This window comes from Dactylosporangium siamense (assembly GCF_016862795.1).
GTDB classification, from domain to species: domain Bacteria; phylum Actinomycetota; class Actinomycetes; order Mycobacteriales; family Micromonosporaceae; genus Dactylosporangium; species Dactylosporangium siamense.
In genome coordinates this window covers 187,406-207,493 of the sequence record NZ_BONQ01000050.1, presented here as the reverse complement: position 1 = coordinate 207,493, position 20,088 = coordinate 187,406, and the positions used below count along the sequence as shown (strand labels likewise).

General features: G+C 73.4%; 18 protein-coding genes. 7 read left to right on the top strand and 11 right to left on the bottom strand.

What is annotated here, in order from left to right:
• The first annotated feature begins 57 nt into the window (after nt 1–57).
• Genes Dsi01nite_RS16780 through Dsi01nite_RS16760 form a run of 5 tightly spaced genes read left to right on the top strand, consistent with a single transcriptional unit; the run spans nt 58 to nt 4,800 of the window.
• On the top strand, nt 58–1,485 hold the full coding sequence (locus Dsi01nite_RS16780) for a hypothetical protein (protein WP_203847076.1): 1,428 nt from the start codon (nt 58–60) through the stop codon (nt 1,483–1,485).
• Nucleotides 1,482–2,483 carry a hypothetical protein gene (locus Dsi01nite_RS16775; protein ID WP_203847075.1) on the top strand — a complete coding sequence of 334 codons (1,002 nt, stop codon included), beginning with the start codon at nt 1,482–1,484 and terminating at the stop codon, nt 2,481–2,483. The genes Dsi01nite_RS16780 and Dsi01nite_RS16775 overlap by 4 nt, the downstream gene beginning before the upstream one ends.
• On the top strand, nt 2,480–3,565 hold the full coding sequence (locus Dsi01nite_RS16770; RefSeq protein WP_203847074.1) for a hypothetical protein: 1,086 nt from the start codon (nt 2,480–2,482) through the stop codon (nt 3,563–3,565). Before Dsi01nite_RS16775 ends, Dsi01nite_RS16770 begins: the two co-directional genes overlap by 4 nt.
• Nucleotides 3,562–4,479, top strand: a complete 918-nt coding sequence (locus Dsi01nite_RS16765; RefSeq protein WP_203847073.1) for a hypothetical protein — start codon at nt 3,562–3,564, stop codon at nt 4,477–4,479. The genes Dsi01nite_RS16770 and Dsi01nite_RS16765 overlap by 4 nt, the downstream gene beginning before the upstream one ends.
• A gap of 15 nt (nt 4,480–4,494) precedes the next feature.
• Nucleotides 4,495–4,800 (top strand): hypothetical protein, encoded by a 306-nt coding sequence (locus Dsi01nite_RS16760; protein WP_203847072.1) that lies wholly within the window; start codon nt 4,495–4,497, stop codon nt 4,798–4,800.
• On the opposite strand, the gene Dsi01nite_RS16755 is transcribed toward Dsi01nite_RS16760, so the two are convergent.
• On the bottom strand, nt 4,797–6,299 hold the full coding sequence (locus Dsi01nite_RS16755) for a hypothetical protein (RefSeq protein ID WP_203847071.1): 1,503 nt from the start codon (nt 6,297–6,299) through the stop codon (nt 4,797–4,799). The two genes, Dsi01nite_RS16760 and Dsi01nite_RS16755, sit on opposite strands and share 4 nt — an antisense overlap.
• A 121-nt stretch (nt 6,300–6,420) precedes the next feature.
• Between Dsi01nite_RS16755 and Dsi01nite_RS16750 the strand changes: the two genes are divergently transcribed.
• The gene (locus Dsi01nite_RS16750) at nt 6,421–9,177 is read left to right on the top strand and encodes a helix-turn-helix transcriptional regulator (RefSeq protein ID WP_203847070.1); all 2,757 of its coding nucleotides are present in this window, start codon (nt 6,421–6,423) and stop codon (nt 9,175–9,177) included.
• A 13-nt stretch (nt 9,178–9,190) separates the two neighbouring features.
• On the opposite strand, the gene Dsi01nite_RS16745 is transcribed toward Dsi01nite_RS16750, so the two are convergent.
• Entirely contained in the window at nt 9,191–10,186 is a 996-nt protein-coding gene (locus tag Dsi01nite_RS16745) for an NADP-dependent oxidoreductase (RefSeq protein ID WP_203847069.1), read from the bottom strand.
• A 79-nt stretch (nt 10,187–10,265) separates the two neighbouring features.
• On the opposite strand from Dsi01nite_RS16745, the gene Dsi01nite_RS16740 reads away from it, so the two are divergent.
• Nucleotides 10,266–11,066, top strand: coding sequence for a helix-turn-helix domain-containing protein (locus Dsi01nite_RS16740; protein ID WP_203847068.1), 801 nt, complete (start codon nt 10,266–10,268; stop codon nt 11,064–11,066).
• A 92-nt stretch (nt 11,067–11,158) separates the two neighbouring features.
• Here the strand turns inward: Dsi01nite_RS16740 and Dsi01nite_RS16735 are convergent, their stop codons facing one another.
• The 9 genes from Dsi01nite_RS16735 to Dsi01nite_RS16695 all read right to left on the bottom strand — a co-directional run bounded on the left by Dsi01nite_RS16735 (nt 11,159) and on the right by Dsi01nite_RS16695 (nt 20,084).
• Nucleotides 11,159–11,575, bottom strand: a complete 417-nt coding sequence (locus tag Dsi01nite_RS16735) for an MmcQ/YjbR family DNA-binding protein (protein ID WP_239135937.1) — start codon at nt 11,573–11,575, stop codon at nt 11,159–11,161.
• A 21-nt stretch (nt 11,576–11,596) separates the two neighbouring features.
• Entirely contained in the window at nt 11,597–12,595 is a 999-nt protein-coding gene (locus Dsi01nite_RS16730; RefSeq protein WP_203847067.1) for a tetratricopeptide repeat protein, read from the bottom strand.
• 73 nt (nt 12,596–12,668) lie between these two features.
• The gene (locus tag Dsi01nite_RS16725) at nt 12,669–14,306 is read right to left on the bottom strand and encodes a fucose isomerase (protein ID WP_203847066.1); all 1,638 of its coding nucleotides are present in this window, start codon (nt 14,304–14,306) and stop codon (nt 12,669–12,671) included.
• Nucleotides 14,303–15,790 (bottom strand): FGGY-family carbohydrate kinase, encoded by a 1,488-nt coding sequence (locus Dsi01nite_RS16720; protein WP_203847065.1) that lies wholly within the window; start codon nt 15,788–15,790, stop codon nt 14,303–14,305. Before Dsi01nite_RS16720 ends, Dsi01nite_RS16725 begins: the two co-directional genes overlap by 4 nt.
• Nucleotides 15,787–16,785, bottom strand: coding sequence for a LacI family DNA-binding transcriptional regulator (locus tag Dsi01nite_RS16715; RefSeq protein WP_239135936.1), 999 nt, complete (start codon nt 16,783–16,785; stop codon nt 15,787–15,789). Before Dsi01nite_RS16715 ends, Dsi01nite_RS16720 begins: the two co-directional genes overlap by 4 nt.
• Entirely contained in the window at nt 16,782–17,666 is an 885-nt protein-coding gene (locus tag Dsi01nite_RS16710) for an alpha/beta hydrolase fold domain-containing protein (protein WP_203847064.1), read from the bottom strand. Before Dsi01nite_RS16710 ends, Dsi01nite_RS16715 begins: the two co-directional genes overlap by 4 nt.
• On the bottom strand, nt 17,663–18,304 hold the full coding sequence (locus Dsi01nite_RS16705; protein ID WP_203847063.1) for a hypothetical protein: 642 nt from the start codon (nt 18,302–18,304) through the stop codon (nt 17,663–17,665). Before Dsi01nite_RS16705 ends, Dsi01nite_RS16710 begins: the two co-directional genes overlap by 4 nt.
• Nucleotides 18,301–19,137, bottom strand: coding sequence for a carbohydrate ABC transporter permease (locus Dsi01nite_RS16700; protein WP_203847062.1), 837 nt, complete (start codon nt 19,135–19,137; stop codon nt 18,301–18,303). Before Dsi01nite_RS16700 ends, Dsi01nite_RS16705 begins: the two co-directional genes overlap by 4 nt.
• Nucleotides 19,134–20,084 (bottom strand): carbohydrate ABC transporter permease, encoded by a 951-nt coding sequence (locus Dsi01nite_RS16695; protein WP_203847061.1) that lies wholly within the window; start codon nt 20,082–20,084, stop codon nt 19,134–19,136. The genes Dsi01nite_RS16700 and Dsi01nite_RS16695 overlap by 4 nt, the downstream gene beginning before the upstream one ends.
• Nucleotides 20,085–20,088: the final 4 nt, after the last annotated feature.

The window sequence follows — 20,088 nt, the reverse complement described above, 5'->3', positions numbered from 1 at the left end:
TCAACCTCACGCTTGGCACACGGCTGTGCACCACTGTGTGTAGGGGGAACGGGCCCGATGGCGGTCATGGAAGCGATCTCGATCATCAGCTTGGTCGGCAACTTCTTCAACCAGGTGTGGCAGCGCAGGCAGAGCACGCAGCAGCTGCAGGCCCAGGCCGACAACATGCACAAGCAGCTCGAGCAGCAGCGCGCCAACCGCGGCGTGGGGGGCCTGCAGGCGGCCGCTTCGGTGGCGTCCACCGCCGGCAACCTGTACAACGCGAGCAAGGCACGCAAACTGCAGCTGGAGATCGCCCAGTTGCACGCCGAGTCGCAGCAGTTGGAGGCGCAGGCGGCGCGCGAGCACAGCAAGGAGTTGCAGGAGTCGGCGTTCAGCCACCAGCGCGACCTCGAGGAGCAGAAGGCCAACCATCAGCTCGCACTGATGCGGGAGCGGCTGCGGCTGGACACGTATCCGTTCCGCGAGGGCCCCGGCCACTTCGGCAGCAGCATGCGGTTGGTGTATCCCGACCCGGTGGCCATGCCGCCGGTGCTGCTGCTGGTGCCCCCAGCGCCGGGCGACGGCGGGCCGCAGCCGTGGAGCGGGCTCATCGCCCGGATCGAGGCGGACCTGCAGGCGTTCCAACGGGCCGGACTCGTGTCGGTGAAGGTCGCCGACCGGCACTTCCGCTGGCCGCACAGCGACCTGTACCAGTCGGACCTGCGCACCCTGCCGGTGATCATCCTCGAGCCGATGCTGGCGAAGGAGCGGCTGGAGATCCGCATCGGCGGCTGCAACCTGGTGCCCGGCTCCACTCAGCCCGTCACCGACGCCGGCGGCGTGCTGCCGTTGCGATTCCCCGACGCCGCCTGGTGGACCCCGGAGGAACTGTCCCGGCTCAACGCGACGTCGCCGACCGCCGACACGTTCCAGCTGCCCAACCCGAGCGACCCACGCACGCTGGTCGACCTCAACCACGAGCTCGCCAGCCGCGCCGCCGTCCTGTGCGCGGTCACCGCCATCGACTGTTACCACCTGATCAATTCGTGGGGGTACGCCGAGCAGCTCGACGACGTGGCCCGGGCCGCCGGGATCGTCGGCGACCGCCGGCGGGTCGACGGCGGCCTGTCGCTGAACGCCATGGCGGACCCGGCCTTCCACGTGCTGCACAGCGCGCGCCGGAGGTTGGACGCCGGCGACCCCGCCGGCGCCGCGGTCCAGCTGCGCCGGGCCCTGGCGCTGCTGTCGCCGGCCGCGTTCGCGGACCTCGACCAGGTGCGCGACGAGCCCGGCCGCTCCCTCGTCGAACTCGCCGCGGCCGCACGGGTCGGGGCCGCCCAGCACCACATCCGGTGGTTCGTCGAGCTCGCGGAGGCCCTCGCCGGCAGCGGCGCCCTCGACGCCGCCGACGCCGCGGCCGCCGTCGCGGTCCTCGATCCCGGGCAGCCCGCGCTGGAGGCGACCAACCACCACTACCTCCCCGACGGCCGGTCCCTGCTGTGACGTCCTCCGACAACGCGGGCCGGCCCGAGCTCGGGCCGCTCGGCGCGGCGCTGCTCGGGTTCACCAAGCAGGCGATCGTCGCGGTCGCCGCCGCCTCCGCAGCCGCGTCCGCCGAGCGGAAGCTGCCCGCCTGCCGCCTGGCGGTGCTCGACGCCGGTCCGGGCGCCGGCGCCGCGTTCGCCGCCCTGACCGACGGGATCTCCGGTCTCGCGCTGCGCCCGGGCGCGGTGACCGGCACCACCGTGTTCGCCGTGGACGGCACCGCCGAGCTGTCCCTGACCCGCGACACCCTCACCGAGGCGGACCTGCTGTCCCCGGCCGACGAGGTGGAGCAGCGGCTGCGGTCCGCGGACGGATACCTCGTCTGCCTCGACGCCGCGCGCCTGGCCGGTCCGGGCGGGGTCACCTACCTGCGGCCCGTGCTCGTCAACCTGCAGCACGCGCTCGCCGGCCGCCCGGCCGGGGCGGGCGTTCCGGTGACGTTCGTGCTCGCGTCGTCCGACGCGGCCGTGCCGGGCGGTGCCGTCGAACGGCTGCGCCCTTTCCTCACCGGCGTGGCCGGTGACCGTCGCGTCGCCGCGCTGGTCGTGACGGTCGAGCCGCACCGCGGCAGGCTTGACGAGGCCGGCCGGACCCGGGTGGCGGCCGGGCTGCTCTGGGCGCTGCGCCACTGGCTCACCCCCGCGGATCCGGCACCGACCGAACCGGCGGCCGGCGGCGGCGCGAAGCTGCCGGTCCACCCCGCGCTGCTGGCCACCGCCGCCGGGGTGGCGCTGCTCAGCACGCCCGTCGGCCTGGTCGCGGCCGGCGCCGTCGCCTACGCCGCGGCCCGCAGGCGGCGCAACCTCGCCGAGGCCGCGGCGGCCGCCGAGACGGCCGCGCAGGAGCAGCACCACCACGCCTGGGCGTTGGTCGAACGCCTCGACCAGGCACTGGATGCCGTAGTCCACGACGCGCCCGGGCCTGGTCCGTCCCGGCAGAAAGAGGCAGACCGATGACCGAGATCCCGGATCTCAAGGTGGCCCTGCTGGGCACCACCAACAGTGGCAAGTCGAGCTACCTGCAGGGCATGTACGCGACGTTGGCCGCCGGTCTCATGAACGGCTTCTTCCTGTACTGCCGGGACCGCAAGCTCGACCTGCAGCTGCTCGCAGAGTGGGAGGAGCTCAACACCAACGGCACGTTCCCGGAGACCACGCGCGAGGGCGCCTCGTTCGAGTACCCGTTCGTGCTCAACGCCGGCATCGACCCGTGGCTGAACTTCGACATGCTCGACTACCGCGGCGGCGCCCTGCTCACGTCGGACGACGAGGACCCGGACGTGATCCGGATGCGCGCCCAGCTGCGGGCCGCGCACAGCGTCTACGCCGTCATCAGCTGCGAGCACCTCACGAAGCGGATCACTCCGGAGAACCGGGCCCAGGTCCTCATGAGCACGAAGATCGCCGCGATCAGCACCCACCTGCAGCGCGAGATCGGCCGCCGCCGCGCCGAGGGCGCGAAACCCCCGTCGGTCGTGGTCCTGCTGACGAAGGCCGACCTGCTCCGGCCACGGTTCCAGGGCCAGCCCGGCGACGTGCTGTTCAAGGAGATCGTCGAGGATGTGCGGCTGCTGTTCCCGCTGGCGTTCCAGAAGCACATCAGCGCGATGATCTGCCCGGTGCGGCTGGGGTACTTCGGGACCGCCGACGCCCGGCAGGTGCAGGCGCCGAGCGTGGCGCCGAACAACCTCATGCAACCCATCGCGTTCACGCTGCTGCACCGGCTCGGCGTGGCCAACGCGGAGACCGCGCGGGCCGTCGAGCAGGCGCAGCGCACGTTCACCCAGGCGGAACAGGCGGAGAAGAGCTATGGGGCCAAGTTCTTCCGGACGGTGGCCAAGGAGGACGCGTTCGCCGCGGCGACCCGCGCGGCGGCCGCCAAGCTGGCCGTGCTGCGGGAGCAGCTCGCGGTCGACACCAGCCGATACCAGGATCTCGGCGAGCAGATCGGGCACCTGCCGCTGATCCAGGACGGCACGGTGCTCGACTTCGCCTCCTCCTCCTCCTCCTCCTCCTCCTCCTCCGCGGACGTGCAGTGAGCTGGGCGCCGTTCGTCTACTGCCGGCTGCTGCACGGCGACTGGTGGTGGCGCGCCGTGCCGCCGCAGGACCGCCCGCACCGGTACGCCGCCCTGGTCTCCGCGACGTTGGGTGCCGGGAGCAACATCCGTGACGCGCCACCGCGCTACACCCAGGCGGTGCTCGACGGCACCCGCGTGATCGCGGCCGGGTTCCGGGTCAGCGAGGTCCGCGAGGACCTGGGCTACGACAACGGCGGTCGCCCGCTGTCGGCGGTGGTCGGCTGGGTGAGCGACGACCCGGCCGCGCCGGCCCCGCCGCTGGACCTGCTGGAGCAGCACCTGGCGGAGTGGGCCGGCGCCGAGCTCGACCGGTGGGTGCGCGACGTGTGGACGGCCGTCGGCCTGGCCGTGCAGCAGCCGCGCGACTCGCGGTTCGGGCCGCCGCCGTGGCCGGCCGTGGTCCCGCACGACGGCACCGACCTGTGGCGCGACACCGACCATGTCCGGGTGTTTCCGTGGGCCGAGCGCGCGCCGCTGTGGTCGGCGGCGTCCGGGACCACCACACCGTTCACGGCGGTGGTCGGCCTGTCCACTGTGGAACAGGTCGACCTCGCCACCGCCACGCACGCCTGCCTGCGCACGGCGGTCGACCGGTTCGACCTTCCGGTGCCGCCGCCGGCGGAGTTGCTGCCGGTGGCGGCTCCGGTGCACGCGGACAGCACGGCGGACGTCACCGACGAGTCGGCGGACGTCACCAACGAGTCGCGGTTCCAGAAGGCCTGGCGCGAGACGAAGTCGCGGTGGCCGTGCTCCCGGTCGAGCCGGCCACCGGCCGTGGTCCCGTCCCATCCCGACGATCAGGCTCCGCTGAACCCGGAACTGTTCCGCACCCGCCCGACCGGCAACCCGCCGGGCGACGGGTCGCTCATCTGACCTCGGAGGCACCGCATGGACGACTCCCTGCCGGCCGGCTTCACCAACCCGGACTCCTTCGGCGCACACGATCACTCGGCCGGCTGGGCCGACCCGACCCCGGACGCCTTCGGCACACCCCAGCACGTGGCCGGCTGGGCCGACCCGGTCCCGGTCCCGGACCACGGCCTGGGCCTGGACCACCCGGGCGGTGCCCCGGCCGTCGAGCCCCACTTCGGCTCCGGCGGCTACTACGGCGACTACAACGGCGTGGCAGGCTGCTGGTACAGCTCCGACGGCTACGTCTACGCCCCCGATGGCTCCCGCATCGGCGCCTCCTAGCGTCCCTGACGACCTCGCAGGTACACCACGACGGGCCCGGGCGGGAACGGCGAGGTGAGCTCGACCGAGCGCGCCGACTCGACGCGCAGCACGTCACCAGGTGCCGTTTCCCGGGTGGTGACGTCGAACCATTCGACCTGGTATTCGCCGGCCCGCAGGTCGACGGTGAACGCCCGGCCGTCGCCGTCCGGCGCCAGCACGAGGTACTCCGAGCCGGGGTTCGCCAGGGCATACCCGGTCGAGGCGAGATCGCGCCGCGGAGCCGCGTCGATCAGCTCCATGCGCCGCGCGTATCGCAGGGTGTCGCCCATGGCCCATCGCGCGGGCTCGTAGTGGGCGAACGGCGGCACGCCGGTGTCGGCGGCGGACTCGGCGGCGGGCGCGAACCCGGCGATGAGGCCGTAGTCCATGAGGACGGGGTGGTGGCCGCGCAGGAACGACTTCCACGCCCACAGGGCGTCGCCGTGCCCCGGGGCGTAGTGGTCGGTGTCGGTGAGGACCACCTTGGCGCCGTCGGCGACCGGTGGATCGGTGTACCAGCGCGACGGCGGGGCGCCGCCCGCCATCGGGTGGCCGCCGCCCGCGAAGACCTCGTCGTCGTAACCCGGCGAGATCCACTCAGCCCGGCTGCCCAGCAGCGGGTCGTTCACCTTGGTCTGCTCCGGCACCGGGAACTGCATGGTCATCCCGATCGGGTGTACGTCGTATCCACGCGCCGCCTCGTGCCGCTTGACCGTGTCGATGACCCAGTACTGCCAGCCGGTCGAGTCTCCCCACGACGGTGCCGTGTCCATGCCCAGGAACGCCGCGAACTCATCGGTCACCGCGCCCCCGCCGCACGACTCGTTGGACACCTCCCAGAGCACGTTGGGCAGGTCGTGGAGGGTGTCGACGACCTTGTGGACGTACGCCTCCTGCAGGGACCGGACCCGCGGGTCGAGCGGCAGGACCTGCAGGTCGTTGATCGAGCTCGCGGACACGCCGTTGATGTTGTTGCCGGCGTGGAACGGGTGGCCCTCGATGTGGTCCGGCGGCGGGCTGAGGTGCAGGGCCCAGCCGTCGAACAGCATGACGCCCACGTACATGCCCACCTCCCCGGCCGCGGTGACCCGCTCGCGGAGCCGCTGGAAGAAGCCGTCGTCGAGCCGCTCCAGGTCGAAGCGGGGCTTACCGTCCTTCGCGGTGCCCGGCCCGGTCCGCGCCCACGGCTGCGGCGACATGTTCAGGTGGTAGTTGCCGCCCGCGGCCTGGGACCGGACGTGTTCCCAGCGCCAGAGCCGGATGAAGTTGTGCCCCCGTTCGGTCAGGAACCGCAGGTAGGCGTCGAAGTCCAGGCGCTCCGGCTCGTCCGGGCCGTCGGGGCCGGGGCCCATGCCGTCGTGCAGGCTGTTCCAGATGTGCGACCCGGTCAGGTAGACGGCACGGCCGGCGTCGGGCCCTGAGGTCGGGGTGAAATAGCGCGGGTTGCGGGTGGAGACGGCGAGCGGTCCGTTCGTCATGGTCATCCTCCGGTGCAGTGGTGTCTGCGCTGCAGCCTTCCCGGCGCGCCACCGCGGAACATCTGCCAGGTGGCCGATGCCGCGTCAGGTGGTGGCCGGCTCCCCGGGCATTGTGGAGCCCATGCGCGGCAGCACAGGCGAGCCCACGGTCGCATCCCCCGCCCGGGTGCCGGGCAATCTCGTGGCGCCGTTGACGTCGTTCGTCGGGCGCCACACGGAGATCGAAGCCGCGGCCGGGCTGCTGGAGCGCCACCGCCTGGTGACCCTGACCGGGCCGGGCGGTGCGGGCAAGACACGGCTGGCCGCGCAGGTCGCCGCCGACCGGTCCGATCGGTACCCGGACGGTGTCTGGTGGGTCGACCTCGCCACGGTGAGTGACGGCACGGCGGTGACGGAGACCGTCGCCGAGGCCGTCGGCGCGCCGTTCGTCGGTGGGCGCGCGCACGCCCTGCGCACCCACCTGGCCGCGTGGCGGTCGCTGCTGTGCCTCGACAACGCCGAGCACCTGCTCGACGCGGTGGCGAGCACCGTCGAGGCCGTGCTGCAGGGCTGCGCACAGGTCAGCGTCCTGGTCACCAGCCGGGAGCCGCTGGGCGTGCCGGGTGAGGCCGTGCTGGGGGTGCCACCCCTGTCCGACGCGGACGCGCTGTCGCTGTTCGTCGATCGCGCCCGCCTCGTGCAGCCCTCATTCGCGCTCGACGAGTCCAACACGGTGGCCATCCGCTCCATCGCGGCGCACCTGGACGGGATCCCGCTGGCGCTGGAACTGGCCGCGGCGTGGCTGCGGACCCTCACCCCCCGGCAGGTGGAGGCGGGCCTGGACGACCGGTTCGCGTTGCTCGTCCGCGGTCCCCGTAACGCGCAGCGGCGGCAGCGCACCCTGGCCGGATCCATCGACTGGAGTTACGCGCTGCTGGACGAGACCGACCGGGTCGTGTTCCGCCGGCTCGCCGTGTTCGCCGGGACGTTCGGCCTTGCCGCGGCGCGGACGCTCTGCGCCGGAGGAACGGTCGGCGCCGCCGAGGTCCTGCCGGCGCTCGGCCGGCTGGTGGACAAGTCGCTGGTGGTGGCCGACGTACGGGGCCACGAGTCACGCTACCGGCTGCTGGAGACGATCCGTGCCTTCGCCGCGGCCCGCCTGGTCGAGGCGGAGGAGGACACCGCGCTGCGCGAACGGCACCTCGCCTGGTTCCTGCTGTTCGTCGAGACCGCGGAGGCGGACCGGGAGCCCGACGTCGACGGGTGGCGGCGGGCGCTGCTGCTCGAATACGACAACCTCCGCGCGGCGCTGGAATGGGGCCTCGCGGCCGAGGACCCCCGGGCGGGCCGGCAACTGGCGGCGTCATTGGCCTGGCTGTGGCACCTCGATCGGCGCGGCCGCGAGGGCATCGGCCTGCTGCGCCGGGCGATCGACCGCGGACCGGATGAACGCTCCCGGCTGCAGGCCCGCCTCATGACCGGCCTCGCCCTCGTCGCCGACACGGCCGGCCCGCTGGACGTCGAGCACGAAGCCGCCGCGCGAGCGGTCGAGCTGGCGACCGACGTCGGCGACGAAGGGCTGCGCGCGCTGTGCCTGAACCTGCTGGCGGTCGGTGCCTTCTACACCGACTTCGACGAGGCCTGGCACCTGTGCGAGCAGGCCCACACCGCCGCACGGGTGGGTGGGAACACGTTCGTGCTCGGCGGCGCGCGGGCGCTGCAGGCGATGATCCTGCACCTGCGCGACCGGCACGCGGAGGCCGAAGCGGTCATCGACGACACCGTCCGGCAGTGCCTGCGACACCACCGGGGGGTGCTGTCCGCGGTGCTGACGTATCAGGCGGACGGGGCCCTCGCCGGCGGCGATCCCGTCCGTGCGCTGGCACTGGCCACGGAGGCGCTGCGGCTCGCCGAACCCCTCGGCGACTACCTGCGGGTCGGGGTGGCCCGCTCGGTGCTCGCTCAGGTCACGGCGCTGACCGGCGACCCGGCCGGCGCCGCGGCGGTGCTCGACCCGGTGCTGCGGCTGGTCGAGGGCGCCGAGGAGGAGTTGTTCATCCCCGGTCTCGACCACGCCATGGCGGTGCTGGCGAGGGACGACCCGGCGGCTGCCGTCGACTCCCTGCGCCGCGCCGTCCGCTCCACCGACCGGGGCACCGCGACCTGGCTCGCGGGCCGGGCGCTGCCCCGGCTCGGCGCGGCCCTCACCGCCGCCGGCCGTCCCGACGAGGCGGTGCCGGTGCTCGACCGGGCGGTGGAGGTCGCTCGGCGCCTGGGCCTGCCCGGCCCGCTGGCGGAGGCGTACGCCGCGCAGGCCGAACTCGCCGCCCGCGGCCCGGACGGAACCACCCGAGCGGTCGAGCTGCACCACGCGGCCTTGACCATCCGCGTCGACCATCGGCTGCGCGCCGCCCAGCTCGACAGCCTCGAAGCGCTCGCCCGCCTCGGTGCGGCCGTCCACCCGACGCCCGACGACGTGCGCATCCTGGCCGCGGCCGGGTCGGCCCGCAGGGACCTCGGCCTGCCGCGCGGGGCCGACCCGCAGCGGGCGCACGACAGCGCCACCGCCGAGCTCCGCCGGGCGCTCGGAGCGACCGCGTTCGACCGGGCGGCGGCCGAGGGCGCGCGGCTCACACTCGACCAGGCCGTCGAGTACGCCCGACGGTCCCGCGGCCGCCGGGGCCGCCCAGCCACCGGCTGGTCCAGCCTCACGCCGACCGAGCTCGAAGTCGTCCGTCTCGTCGCCGAGGGCTGCACCAACCCGCAGATCGGTGCCCGCCTGCTCATGAGCCGCGGCACCGTGAAGACGCACCTCTCGCACATCTTCACCAAACTCGACACCACCAACCGCACCCAGCTCGCCGCCGCCGCGATCGACCGCCAGGACCGGACGGGCTGACGGGAACCTGCCGTCAGGCGAGGCGGACCAGCATCTTGCCGGTGTTGGCGCCGCGCAGCACGCCGAGGAACGCGCCCGGTGCCTCCTCCAGGCCGTCGACGACGGTCTCCGCGGTGCGCAGCGACCCGTCGCGCAGCCAGCCGCCGGCGCGTTCGATCCACTCGGGGAACCGGTGGAAGTACGACGTGACCAGCATCCCGCGCAGCGTCACCTCCTTCCAGTACGCCTCGAACAGGTTCGGAGGCCCGGGCACGGCCGTGTTGTAGGAGCCGATCGCGCCGACGAGAGCGAACCGCGCGCCGGGCCGGGCGGCCCCGATCGCCGCCGCCAGGTGGTCGCCGCCGACGCTGTCGAGGTACACGTCGATGCCACTGGGGAGCTGCGAGGCGATCGGGGCCGCCCGGTAGTCGATGGCCACGTCGAAGCCGAAGTCCGTGATGAGCTTGCCGGTCTTCACCGGACCGCCGGCCGAGCCGATCACCGTGCCCGCGCCCAGCAGGCGGGCGACCTGACCGGCGACGCTGCCGACCGCGCCCGCGGCGGCGGAGACGAACACCGTGTCACCGGGGCGGACCGGCGCCACCTCGGTCAGCGCCACGTACGCGGTGAGCCCAGTGGTGCCGAGCGGGCCGAGGTACGCCTGCGGCGGCGCCGTCACGGCGTCCACCACCGTGGCGGCGGCGGCGTCCACCACGGCATAGTCCCGCCAGCCGAGGAAGTGCGACACCGTGGCACCGACCGGGACTGCGGCCGACCGGGACTCGAGCACCTCGCCGACCGCGCTGCCCTGCAGCGCCACCCCCAGCTCGAACGGCGGCAGGTACGACGGCACGTCGTCCATCCGGCCGCGCATGTACGGGTCGACCGACATCCACGTGTTGCGGACCAGGACCTGCCCGTCGGCGAGCGCGGGCACGGCGGCAGGGACGAGCTCGAAGTGCTGCGGGCCGGGCGCGCCGGCGGGCCGGCCGGCCAGCCGGATCTCCCGGCCGGTGAGGTTCGTTGTCATGCCGATCAGCCTGCGATCAGGCGCCCGGCGCAGCCAGCACCCCGCGTTGGGTACCCAAACCGTGGTTAGTCTTGGCGCGGTGGACCTTCGTGCGGAGTTGACCGGCTTCCTGACGTCGCGCCGGGGCAGGCTGCAACCGGAGCACGTCGGGGTGACCCGGTTCGGGGAGCGCCGCCGCGTGCCGGGGCTGCGCCGCGAGGAGCTGGCCCAGCTCGCCGGCGTCAGCGTCACCCACTACACCCGGCTGGAGCAGGGGCACGCCGGCAGTGTGTCGACCGAGGTGCTCGACGCCGTCGCGGCCGCGTTGCGGCTGACCGTCGACGAGCGGGAGCACCTGGGCAACCTGGTCCACCCGCCGCGTCCCGCCCCGGACGACCCGGCGGTGCGCACCGACCTGCTGTGCCTGATCGAGGGCATGGACCACACGCCCGCGTTCGTGCACGGACGGCACGGCAACATCCTGGCCTGGAACGAGTCCGCCGCCCGGCTGCTGGGCGACCTGCCGGCCGACCGCCGCAGCTGGCCGCACCTGGTCTTCCTCGACGGTCCGTTCCGGTCGATGGTGGACGACACGGACTGGACGGTGCTGGCCCGCCAGCACACCGCGTACCTGCGGCTGTGCCTCGGTCGCCATCCTGGCAGTGCCGAGGTGGCCGCCGTCATCGGGTCGCTGCGGGCGGCGAGCGCCGACTTCGCGCGGTTCTGGGACGAGCACCTGGTCGCGGACTGGCCGCGGGTCACCTGCCGGCTGCGGCATCCGGAGCTCGGCGAGCTCGAGATCGCCGTCGACGTGGTGCGTTCCAGCGGCGCGCCGGAGCAGTGGCTGGTGACGTTCACGACCGAGCCGGGCTCACCGTCGCACCAGGCAATGCGCCGCTGACCGTACATGTGCGGAGACCCACCCGCGAAGCTGCCCGATTGCGCATTGGTTGCGGTCGAACCCGACAGCCTGGGTGCGTCGTGAAAGGCGGGTCAGTGCGCCTCGAGCCAGGCGGCCCGGCGGCGTGCTGAGGCGCGGGACAGCCACGCGTCCTGGATCACCTCGGCCAGCTCGGTCCGGGTGAGCTCACCGAGCCGGCTGGCCCGCACCAGCACCGACGGGTGGCCGTTGAAGTGGGCGGTGGTGAAGAACGGCGTCGTGTCGTCCTGGATCAGGGCCTGCTTGTCCGCGTCGGACTCGACCCAGAAGACGATCACGTCCGGATACCGCTCGCCGGTGGAAGGGTCGACGGCGTCGGGGCGCGGGTTGCGGAAGAACACGAACGACTTGCCGCCCACCTGGTACACGGGATTCTCGGCGGTGCCGTCATACACCTTGACGTGCGGCATCGCGAGGGCGAGCTCGTGCACGTCCTCGACCCGGGCGGGCCGGTCGTCGGCGTCGGACACCCCGCCAGCGTAGACCAGGTCTCAGTTGTCCACGTGCGACAGTGCGTACTCGATCGCCGCCGCCGTCGTCATTTCCGCTCCCCTGGCCCGCAGCCGGGTGACGGCGTCGGCGGGCAGGTTCGCGTCGAGCGCGGCCCGGGTCTCCTTGTGCTGGGCGCGCTCGTCGGCCGGCCAGGCGCCACCCGCCCGGTCGATCTGCGCGGCGGCGTATCCGTGCAGCGTCGCGGCCCGCTCGAACCGTCGGCGGGCGGCGGTGACCGCGGCGAGCCCGTTGAGCATCCAGGCGATCGCCATCTCGTCGGCCCGCCGCGCGCACAGGGCCAGCGCCTCCCGGGCGAGCTCCTCGGCCCGGTCGAGGTCGCCGAGCTGCCGTTCGACCATGCTCAGGTTCGCCGACTCGACCCACACCACGAACTCGTCCCCGCGCGCCCGCCCGGCCGCCAGCCGCGCCGACATCACGTCCCGGGCGCCGGTGAGGTCGCCGGCCATCTGCAGGGCCACGCCCAGCACGTGTAGCGCGCTCGACCGGCCATGGTCGGCCTCGTCGATCCCCTCCGTCACTGCTTCCGCCCGCCGCAGGAGGTATACGGCCCGCGGCACGTCGCTGTTGATGGCGACCCTGGCGAGCCCGGCGAGTGCGAGGGCCTGCACCGACGGGTCGCCGTCCAGTTCGGCGCGGGTCAGGGACTCCTGGAACCGCTGCTCGGCGAGCTCGTGCCGGCCGGCCCAGAACACGAGGTATCCGTGGTCGTGATGGGCGCGGGCCGTGCCTTGGCCGTCCCGCAGCACCCGGCCGAACCAGGCGTCGCCCTCGTCGATGCGCTTCGTGGCGATCCAGAACGGCACGAGCGCCCCGGCGAGACGGAAGGCGTCGCCCGTCGCGCCGAACCAGTCGAGCGCCGCCCGAACGTCGTCGTAGCGCTCCTCGACCATCGTCTCGGCCCGCGGGTCCTGCCGCCGCCGGCGGCGCTGCGCGTCCTCGGCGAGCTCCAGCAGCCCGGCGGCGGTGGTGGCGTCCATGTCCCGCAGGCTACAAACCCCCGGCAACGCCGAGGGGCCTGCAGCCTGCGGAAACCCAGGCGGACGCGGAACCTCAGAGGGCGGTGTCGCCGCAGAGGTGGACCTGCACGCCGAGCTCGGCGAACAGGGCCGCCTTCACCAGCAGCGCCCGGTCGGCGGTGGCGGCGTCCGGGGCGTAGGCCACGTTGAGGTGGTTGGCCTTGTGCCGGGCCATGAACTGGTCGCGGTTCACGCCGTGCAGGACCGCGTGCATGATCGGCCAGGCCGGCGTGGTGGCCTCGGAGCGCCGCTGCGTCTCCGCGTCCGGCAGCGCGACCGCCGAGGCCCGCCCGAGGTCCACGTGCAGCGCGCCGCCCTGGACGAACACCCGGCTCCAGACGACCTCACCCGGGCGGCAGACACCCTTGATCGTGGAGCCGCCGAGCGGGAAGTACACCGGGTCCTGCCGCCAGCCGACGGCGCCCGCGTAGCCGCCGGTGAGGTGCGACGGGGGGACGGAACCGGAGATCTCCCAGACCCAGACGAACTCGCCGTCGTAGTTCTCGCCCCAGCGCACGTCGTGCAGGGTGGTCGCCGGGTCGAGGCCCATCGCGGTCCAGATGCGGTTGGTGACGTGCGCGTCGACGGCGACGCCCTCGTCGGCCTCGTTGAAGTGCGGCAGCGCCCGGCCATCCCACAGCACCCGGGCGCCGTCGCGCGACGTGACCGGCGGGCGGGCGACGTTGTTGAGCAGGCCCTCGGCGAGGTCGGAGGCGGGCGAGAGGTCCTTGAGGCCCTGCTGGTACTGGATGCCGACGGCGTCGAGACCGAAGTCGTCGCTGATGCGCAGCGCCGCGATGTACATCTTGTACTGCCAGCGCAGCTGCGCCGCGGTGAGCTCGGTGGCCTCGTCGGTGCCGAGGCGGAACGTCATCCCGGCGTCCAGCAGCCACTGCCCGACCGCGTCGGCCTCGGCGTCGTCGACGGTGAGCATCTCGGCCCACAGGGCGCTCTGGGAGAGCCGCTCCTTGTAGACGCCGATCGGGTTGAGCAGCTCGTCGTCGATGATCGCGTTGTACATGCCCATGCAGCCCTCGTCGAAGACGCCGATGATGGCCTTGTCGGCGAGCAGCTGGCGGGCCAGGGCCTGGCCGAGGTCGACCTCCGGGGACGACCCGAGCGGCGGCAGCGGCCGCACGTGGGACTGGTCGTGCGGGATCTGCCACGTCGAGGTCCAGCTGCGCAGCCCCTCCTTGAACCAGTCGTCGGTGAAGTCGACGCTCCAGATCGTCGAGTAGGCGACGCCCATCTTCGCCATGCCGGCGTTGAGGCCGAGCAGCCCGACCAGGCCGGGCCAGGTGCCGGCGAAGTTCGCGACGGTGAGGATCGGGCCGCGGTGGGTGCGCAGCCCCGCCAGGACGTGGTGGCTGTACTGCCAGACCGCCTCAGCCACGATCAGCGGCGCGTCGGCGGGGATGCTCTTGAACACCTCCAGGCCCATCCGCTGGCTGGAGATGAAGCCGTGCCCGGTTTCCGGGTCGACCGGGTTGGCCCGGCGCACCGTCCAGCCGAGCTCGGCGAACGCGGCCGTCACGTCGGCCTCCATCCGCACCTGGGTGGGCCAGCCGGCGAGGTTCGCCTTCGGGCGCAGGTCGCCGCTCGCGATGAGGTACGCCGTGTTCGGCTCCGCGGTGGGGCGGGAGGGCGGGGCGGGCAGAACGTAGGGGGTCATGGTGCGTCCTCCGTTGCGAAGCGCTGCCGTGCGGCGAGCGTGTGGGCGATGGTGCGGGTGGCGGGGTACAGCTCGCGGTACAGCGCGTACAGCTCGTCGTAGCCGGCGCGGGTCGCCGGGTCCGGCACGACGGTGACCTCCGGTGGGTTCCAGTCGGCGATGCGGGCCGCGACGCTCGTGCGCGCGGCCAGATACGCGGCGCCGTAGCTCGCCCCGATCGTGATCGCGGGCACGACCTGCGGCAGGCCGGTGACGTCGCTGACGATGCGGGTCCACAGCCCGCCGCGGGTGCCGCCGCCGACGGCCACGACCCGCTCGACGGACGCGCCGGCGGCGCGCAGCGCCTCCACGTTGTGCCGCACGCCGAACGCGGTCGCCTCCAGCGCGGCCCGGTACAGGTCGCCCCGCGTGTGTTCGAGGGTCAGCCCGGCGATGACGCCGCGGGCGTCGGGGTCCATCAGCGGGGTGCGTTCACCGGCGAAGTACGGCAGCATCAGCAGCCCCCGCGCGCCGGGACCGGACGCCTCCGCCGCGGCGAGGAGCCCGGTGAAGTCGGGCGCGCCGACGAGGTCGCGCAGCCAGCCGGTGAGCGCACCCGACGTGGCCATCCCGCCGGCCAGGTTGCGGGATCCCGGCAACGCGCCGACGGTGCCCCACATCGCCGGCGACGTGAGCGGCGCGCGGACGGTCGCGATGAGGAACATCGTCGTGCCGTACATGAGCATCAGGTCCCCGGGGTTCTGCGCGTCGACACTGACCGCCTCGGTCCAGGCGTCGATGCTCCCGGTGATGACGGGGGTACCGGCGGGGATGCCCGACACCGCTGCCCGGGTCACCCCGGCGACCTCGTCGGACCAGGCCAGGCGCGGCAGCTCCAGGTCCGGTGCGATGCGGGCCACCCACGGCGCGTGCCAGTCGAGGGCGTGCGTGTCGAACAGCGGCGTGCACTGGCTCGCCGAGTGGAAGTCGAGGGTGTAGGCGCCGGTGAGCCGGTACGCCAGCCACGACGCCGGCATGAACAGCCGCCGGGCCTGCCGCCAGTGGCCGGGCTCGTGCTCGGCGACCCAGCGCAGCTTCGGCCCGACCGCCTGCGAGGACAGCGCCGACCCGCAGCGGGCCAGGATCGCCTCGGGGCCGCCGAGCTCCGCCGACATGGCCTCGATCTGCGCGGTCGCGCGGGTGTCGACGCCGTACAGGATCGCCGGGCGCAGCGGGACGCCGGCGGCGTCGGTGAGCAGGACGCACGGCCCCATCCCGCTCACCCCGACGGCGGCGACCTCGGCGTCCGGGGCGCCGGTGGTCAGCTCGGCCGCGATCGACGTGAACTCGGCCCACCACACCTCGCCGTCCATCTCGACGTGGCCGGGGAACGGGCGGTGCACCTCGTGCTCGCGGACCGCCGTGGCGAGGACCCGCCCGGCCGCGTCGACGAGGACGCCCTTGCTGCTCGACGTGCCGATGTCCACGCCCAGGAAGGCCTTCACCGCTGCTCCTGCAGTCTGTGGTCGGTGCGCAGGACCACGGTCCGCGCGGGGCCGTCGTCGCCGGCGATGCGGTCCAGCAGCAGGCCCGCGGCGGCCTCGCCGAGCTCCCGGGCGGGCAGCGGCACGACCCGGATGCCACGCCGGTCGAACGACGCGAACGGCAGGTCGCCGAAGACCGCCAGCCCGAAGCGCGGTGGGGCGAGCCCGGCGTCGTGCAACGCCTCGAGGGCGCCGGCGGCCATCAGGTTGTTGGCGACGAACACCGCGTCCGGCGGCTCCGGCAGCCCGAGCAGGTCCGCCATCGCGGCCCGCCCGCCGTCGACGCGGTAGTCGGCGTAGCGCAGCAGCGTGTCGTCACCCACCGCGTCGCGGCCGCGCCGGGTGGCCCGCCGCCAGCCCTCCATGCGCAGCTGCGCGGTCTCCACCGAGCTCGGCCCGGTGATGCAGCCGACCCGGGAGAACCCGGCCGCGAACAGCGACTCGGCCGCCGACAGCCCTCCGGCGCGGTTGTCGACGGTGACGGCGTCGATGTCGGGCCGGTGCAGGCTGCGGTCGACGGCGACGACCGGCCGGTTGCTCGCGATGAGCCGGCTGACGTCACTGGCGTCGTCGGCGGGCGCGAGGATCACCCCCGCCATGTGTTCGGCGAGCGCGATGTCGATGTACGTCGCCTCCCGCGCCGGGTCGTCGTCGGTGTTGCACAGCACCACGGAGTAACCCGCGGCCCGGGCCCGGTTCTCCACGCCACGGGCCAGCGCGGTGAAGAACGGGTTCTCGATGTCCGGGATGATCAGCGCGATCACCTCGGAGGTCTGGCCGCGCAGCCGGCGCGCGGTCCGGTTCGGGGTGAACGCCAGCTCGGCGGCGGCCGCGCGGACGAGGCGTTCGGACTCCGCGGACACCTTCGTGCCGTTCATGACCCGGCTCACGGTCGCCGGTGAGACCCCGGCCCGGGCGGCCACCTGGTAGATCGTCACCATCGGAGGCTGTGTCATGCGGCACCGTTGAGGTCGTGGGCGAGGGCGAGCAGCCGGCGTTCGCGGGTGGCCCGGCCGATCGCGGCGTCGGGGGCGATGAGTTCGAAGGCGTGCACGGCGCCGGGCACCAGTGCGAAGCGCACCGGGACCCCCGCGTCGGCGAGCCGGGCCGCGTAGGCGGCGTCCTCGTCGCGGAACAGGTCGAGGTCGCCGACGTCGAGATACGTCGGTGGCAGCCCGCGCAGGTCGGTCGCGCGGGCCGGGGCGGCGAGGGCGTCGGCGGGCCGGCCGCCGAGGTACGCGGCCCAGGCGAGGTCGGCCAGGCGCCGGTTCCACACCGGCGGGTCCGTCCGCGCGCTCGGGGTGTCCCGCCGGTCGTCGAGCATCGGGTAGTACAGGTGCGCGGCGGCGATCGGCGGGCCGTCCTCGTCGCGGGTCAGCAGGCACAGCGCGGCGGCGAGCCCACCGCCGGCGCTGCCCCCGGCGACGACGACCCGGCCGGCGTGCCGGGCGCACCAGTGCAGCGCGGCCCGGCAGTCGTGCAGCGGCGCGGGATGCGGGTGTTCCGGCGCGAGCCGGTAGTTCACCGCGACGACGGGCACGCCGAGCCGGGCGGCGAGGTCGGCGCAGTACGCGTCCTCGGTGCGGGCGCTGCCCAGGAACATCCCACCGCCGTGGATCCACAGCAGGCAGGCGCCGCCGTGCAGCGGTCCGTGCACCCGCAGCTCAAGGCCGCCCTCGAGCGTGACCACCCGCGGGGGCGCCGCGGGTGCCGTCTCGACCCGCAACTGGTCGTCGATGGCTCGTACCGTGGCGACGTCGAGAAACCCGTCGGGCAGGTGCGCGGTGAGGGTGTTCGCAAGCCCGGACACGAGTTCCGGGTCGATCCGGTCGATCATGCCCGGCCCTGCAGGGCGTCGATCTCGTCCAGCAGAGCTGCCGTCATGGCCGAGGCGACCGCCAGGAGCAGCGGCAGCACCACGACGGCGAGGATCCCGGCCGACGCGACGGCGAGGAGGCCACCCGCGCCGGCGAGCACGACCAGCGCGAACGCCCAGGCGGGCCGGAACGCGACCAGGATCGCGCCGCCGCGCAGCGCCGCCAGACCGCGCCGGTCCCGCAGGGCGCCGTAGGCGAGCGCATACGGGGCGACGAGCAGCAGCACCGCCCCGCCGGCGCCACCGGCGAGCGCGGCCGGACCACCCGCGGTCAGCCCGAGGGCGGCCAGGCCCGCGCCACCCGCGAGGAGCAGCGCCAGCACCGGATCCACGCGGCGCAGCAGCGCCAGCCGGGGACCGTCACCACGGGCGACGGTGGCCGCGAAGGCCGCCAGGCCGGTCAGGACCAGCGCGGGCGGCACGGCCGCGAGCGCGAGGATCCAGCCCGGGGCGCCGGCGAGGGCGGCCAGCAGCAGCGGCACCGTCGCGGCGAGCCATGCGCCGCCGGCGGCGAGGCTGCGCGGCAGCTCGTGCCAGCACAGCACGGCCGCGCGGGTGGCGAGACCGGGAACGGTGGAGGGGGCCAGTGCGGTGGTCATAGCTTCAATCCGCTCGATGCGATGGACTGCACGATGTAGCGCTGCGCCAGGATGAACACGATCAGCACCGGGACGATCGCCATCGCGATGCCGGCCGCGATCGTGCCCAGCGAGCCGGTGGAGAACCGCCCGGCGAGCAGCACCAGGCCGACCGGCAGGGTCTGCCGCTCCGTGTCGCTGATCATGACGAGCGGCAGGAGCAGGTCGTTCCACCAGTACGTGAAGCACAGGATCGCCAGCGTCGCGATCGACGGCCCGGACAGCGGCAGGATGATCCGGGCGAACGTGCGCAGGTGTCCGGCGCCGTCGAGCTTCGCCGCCTCCTCGATCTCCATCGGCAGTGCCAGGAAGTGCTGGCGCAGCAGGAAGATCCCGAAGGCGCTGAAGATCCCCGGCAGGATCAGCGCCCACAGCGTGTTGGTCAGCCCGAGCTTCGACATGACCAGGAACAGCGGCACGATCGTCACCTGGATCGGGATCATCAGCGAGCCGATGACGACCGCGAACAGCACGCCCTTGCCCTTGAAGTGCAGCCGGGCGAACGCGTAGGCAGCCGTCGAACAGGTGATGACCTGGGCGACGGTGATCGTCGTGGACACGATGATCGAGTTGAGGAAGAACCGGAAGTACGGGACCTGGTCGGTGACCTTGCCGAAGTTGTCGGTGGTGACGTTGGCCGGGTCGAACGTCGGGGGCAGGCGGTAGAGCTCCGCGTCGGAGCCGGAGAACGCCCCGCGGAAGATCCACAGAAACGGCGCGGTGATCGCGAGCGCCGCGATGCCCAGGATCACGAACGTGGCGATGCGGGAGCCGGTACGGCTGAGGCGACTCACTCGTAGTACGTCCATCTGCGTGAGAGCCGGAACTGGATCGCGGTCAGCACGATCAGCACCAGCGTGAAGGTGATGCCGATGGCGGAGGCGTAGCCGAGGTCGAAGTCGCCGAACGCGCGGTCGTAGAGATATTCCACGATCGTGCGGCTGGCGTCGCCCGGCCCGCCCTGGGTCAGCACCCTGGGCTCGGCGAAGATCTGGAACGAGTTGATCGTGTTGATCACGACCAGGAAGAAGATCGTCGGTGACAGCAGCGGGAAGGTGATCCGCCAGAAGCGGGTCCAGGCGTTGGCGCCGTCGACGATCGCGGCCTCCTTCAGCTGCGGCGGGATCGACTGGAGGCCGGCGATGTACACCAGGATCGAGAAGCCGATCGTCTTCCAGGAGCTGACGATGATGACCGAGACGGGCGCGAACGCCGACGAGCCGAGCCAGTCGATCCGGTCGACGTGCAGCAACCCGAGCAGGTAATTGACCAGGCCGAGGTCCTTGTTGAGCAGGAACCGCCAGATCAGGGCGACCGCCGAGGCGGACACCACGAACGGGAACAGGAACGACAGCCGGAAGAAGCCGCGCAGCCAGGCCGGCATCCGGCTCTCCAGCAGGACGGCGAGCAGGAGCCCGGCGACGACGTTGACGGCGAGGATGGCCAGCGCCATGTAGGTGGTCGAGCCGTAGACGCCGAGCAGGCGGTCGTCGTGGACGAGCCGGTCGAAGTTGTCCAGGCCGACGAACGTGCCGTCGCTGAGCAGGTTCCAGTCGTAGAAGCTCAGCACGAGCACGCCCACGGTCGGGGCGAGGACGAAGACGAGGAAGGTGACGATCGACGGGGTGAGGAAGGCGAGGGCCGGGATGCCGTCGCCGCCGCGGCGGCGGTGGACCCGGGGGCCGGGGGCGGCGACGGGCTGGCCGCCGACCCCGGACCGGGGCGTCTTGCTGGTGCTCATGATC

Bases quoted from the DNA above. Each gene is read 5' to 3' on its own strand.
- Dsi01nite_RS16695 (WP_203847061.1), bottom strand. From the start codon at position 20,084: ATGAGCACCAGCAAGACGCCCCGGTCCGGGGTCGGCGGCCAGCCCGTC.
- Dsi01nite_RS16760 (WP_203847072.1), top strand. From the start codon at position 4,495: ATGGACGACTCCCTGCCGGCCGGCTTCACCAACCCGGACTCCTTCGGC.
- Dsi01nite_RS16730 (WP_203847067.1), bottom strand. From the start codon at position 12,595: ATGGACGCCACCACCGCCGCCGGGCTGCTGGAGCTCGCCGAGGACGCG.
- Dsi01nite_RS16715 (WP_239135936.1), bottom strand. From the start codon at position 16,785: ATGACACAGCCTCCGATGGTGACGATCTACCAGGTGGCCGCCCGGGCC.
- Dsi01nite_RS16780 (WP_203847076.1), top strand. From the start codon at position 58: ATGGCGGTCATGGAAGCGATCTCGATCATCAGCTTGGTCGGCAACTTC.
- Dsi01nite_RS16705 (WP_203847063.1), bottom strand. From the start codon at position 18,304: ATGACCACCGCACTGGCCCCCTCCACCGTTCCCGGTCTCGCCACCCGC.
- Dsi01nite_RS16770 (WP_203847074.1), top strand. From the start codon at position 2,480: ATGACCGAGATCCCGGATCTCAAGGTGGCCCTGCTGGGCACCACCAAC.
- Dsi01nite_RS16750 (WP_203847070.1), top strand. From the start codon at position 6,421: ATGCGCGGCAGCACAGGCGAGCCCACGGTCGCATCCCCCGCCCGGGTG.
- Dsi01nite_RS16755 (WP_203847071.1), bottom strand. From the start codon at position 6,299: ATGACGAACGGACCGCTCGCCGTCTCCACCCGCAACCCGCGCTATTTC.
- Dsi01nite_RS16725 (WP_203847066.1), bottom strand. From the start codon at position 14,306: ATGACCCCCTACGTTCTGCCCGCCCCGCCCTCCCGCCCCACCGCGGAG.
- Dsi01nite_RS16710 (WP_203847064.1), bottom strand. From the start codon at position 17,666: ATGATCGACCGGATCGACCCGGAACTCGTGTCCGGGCTTGCGAACACC.
- Dsi01nite_RS16745 (WP_203847069.1), bottom strand. From the start codon at position 10,186: ATGACAACGAACCTCACCGGCCGGGAGATCCGGCTGGCCGGCCGGCCC.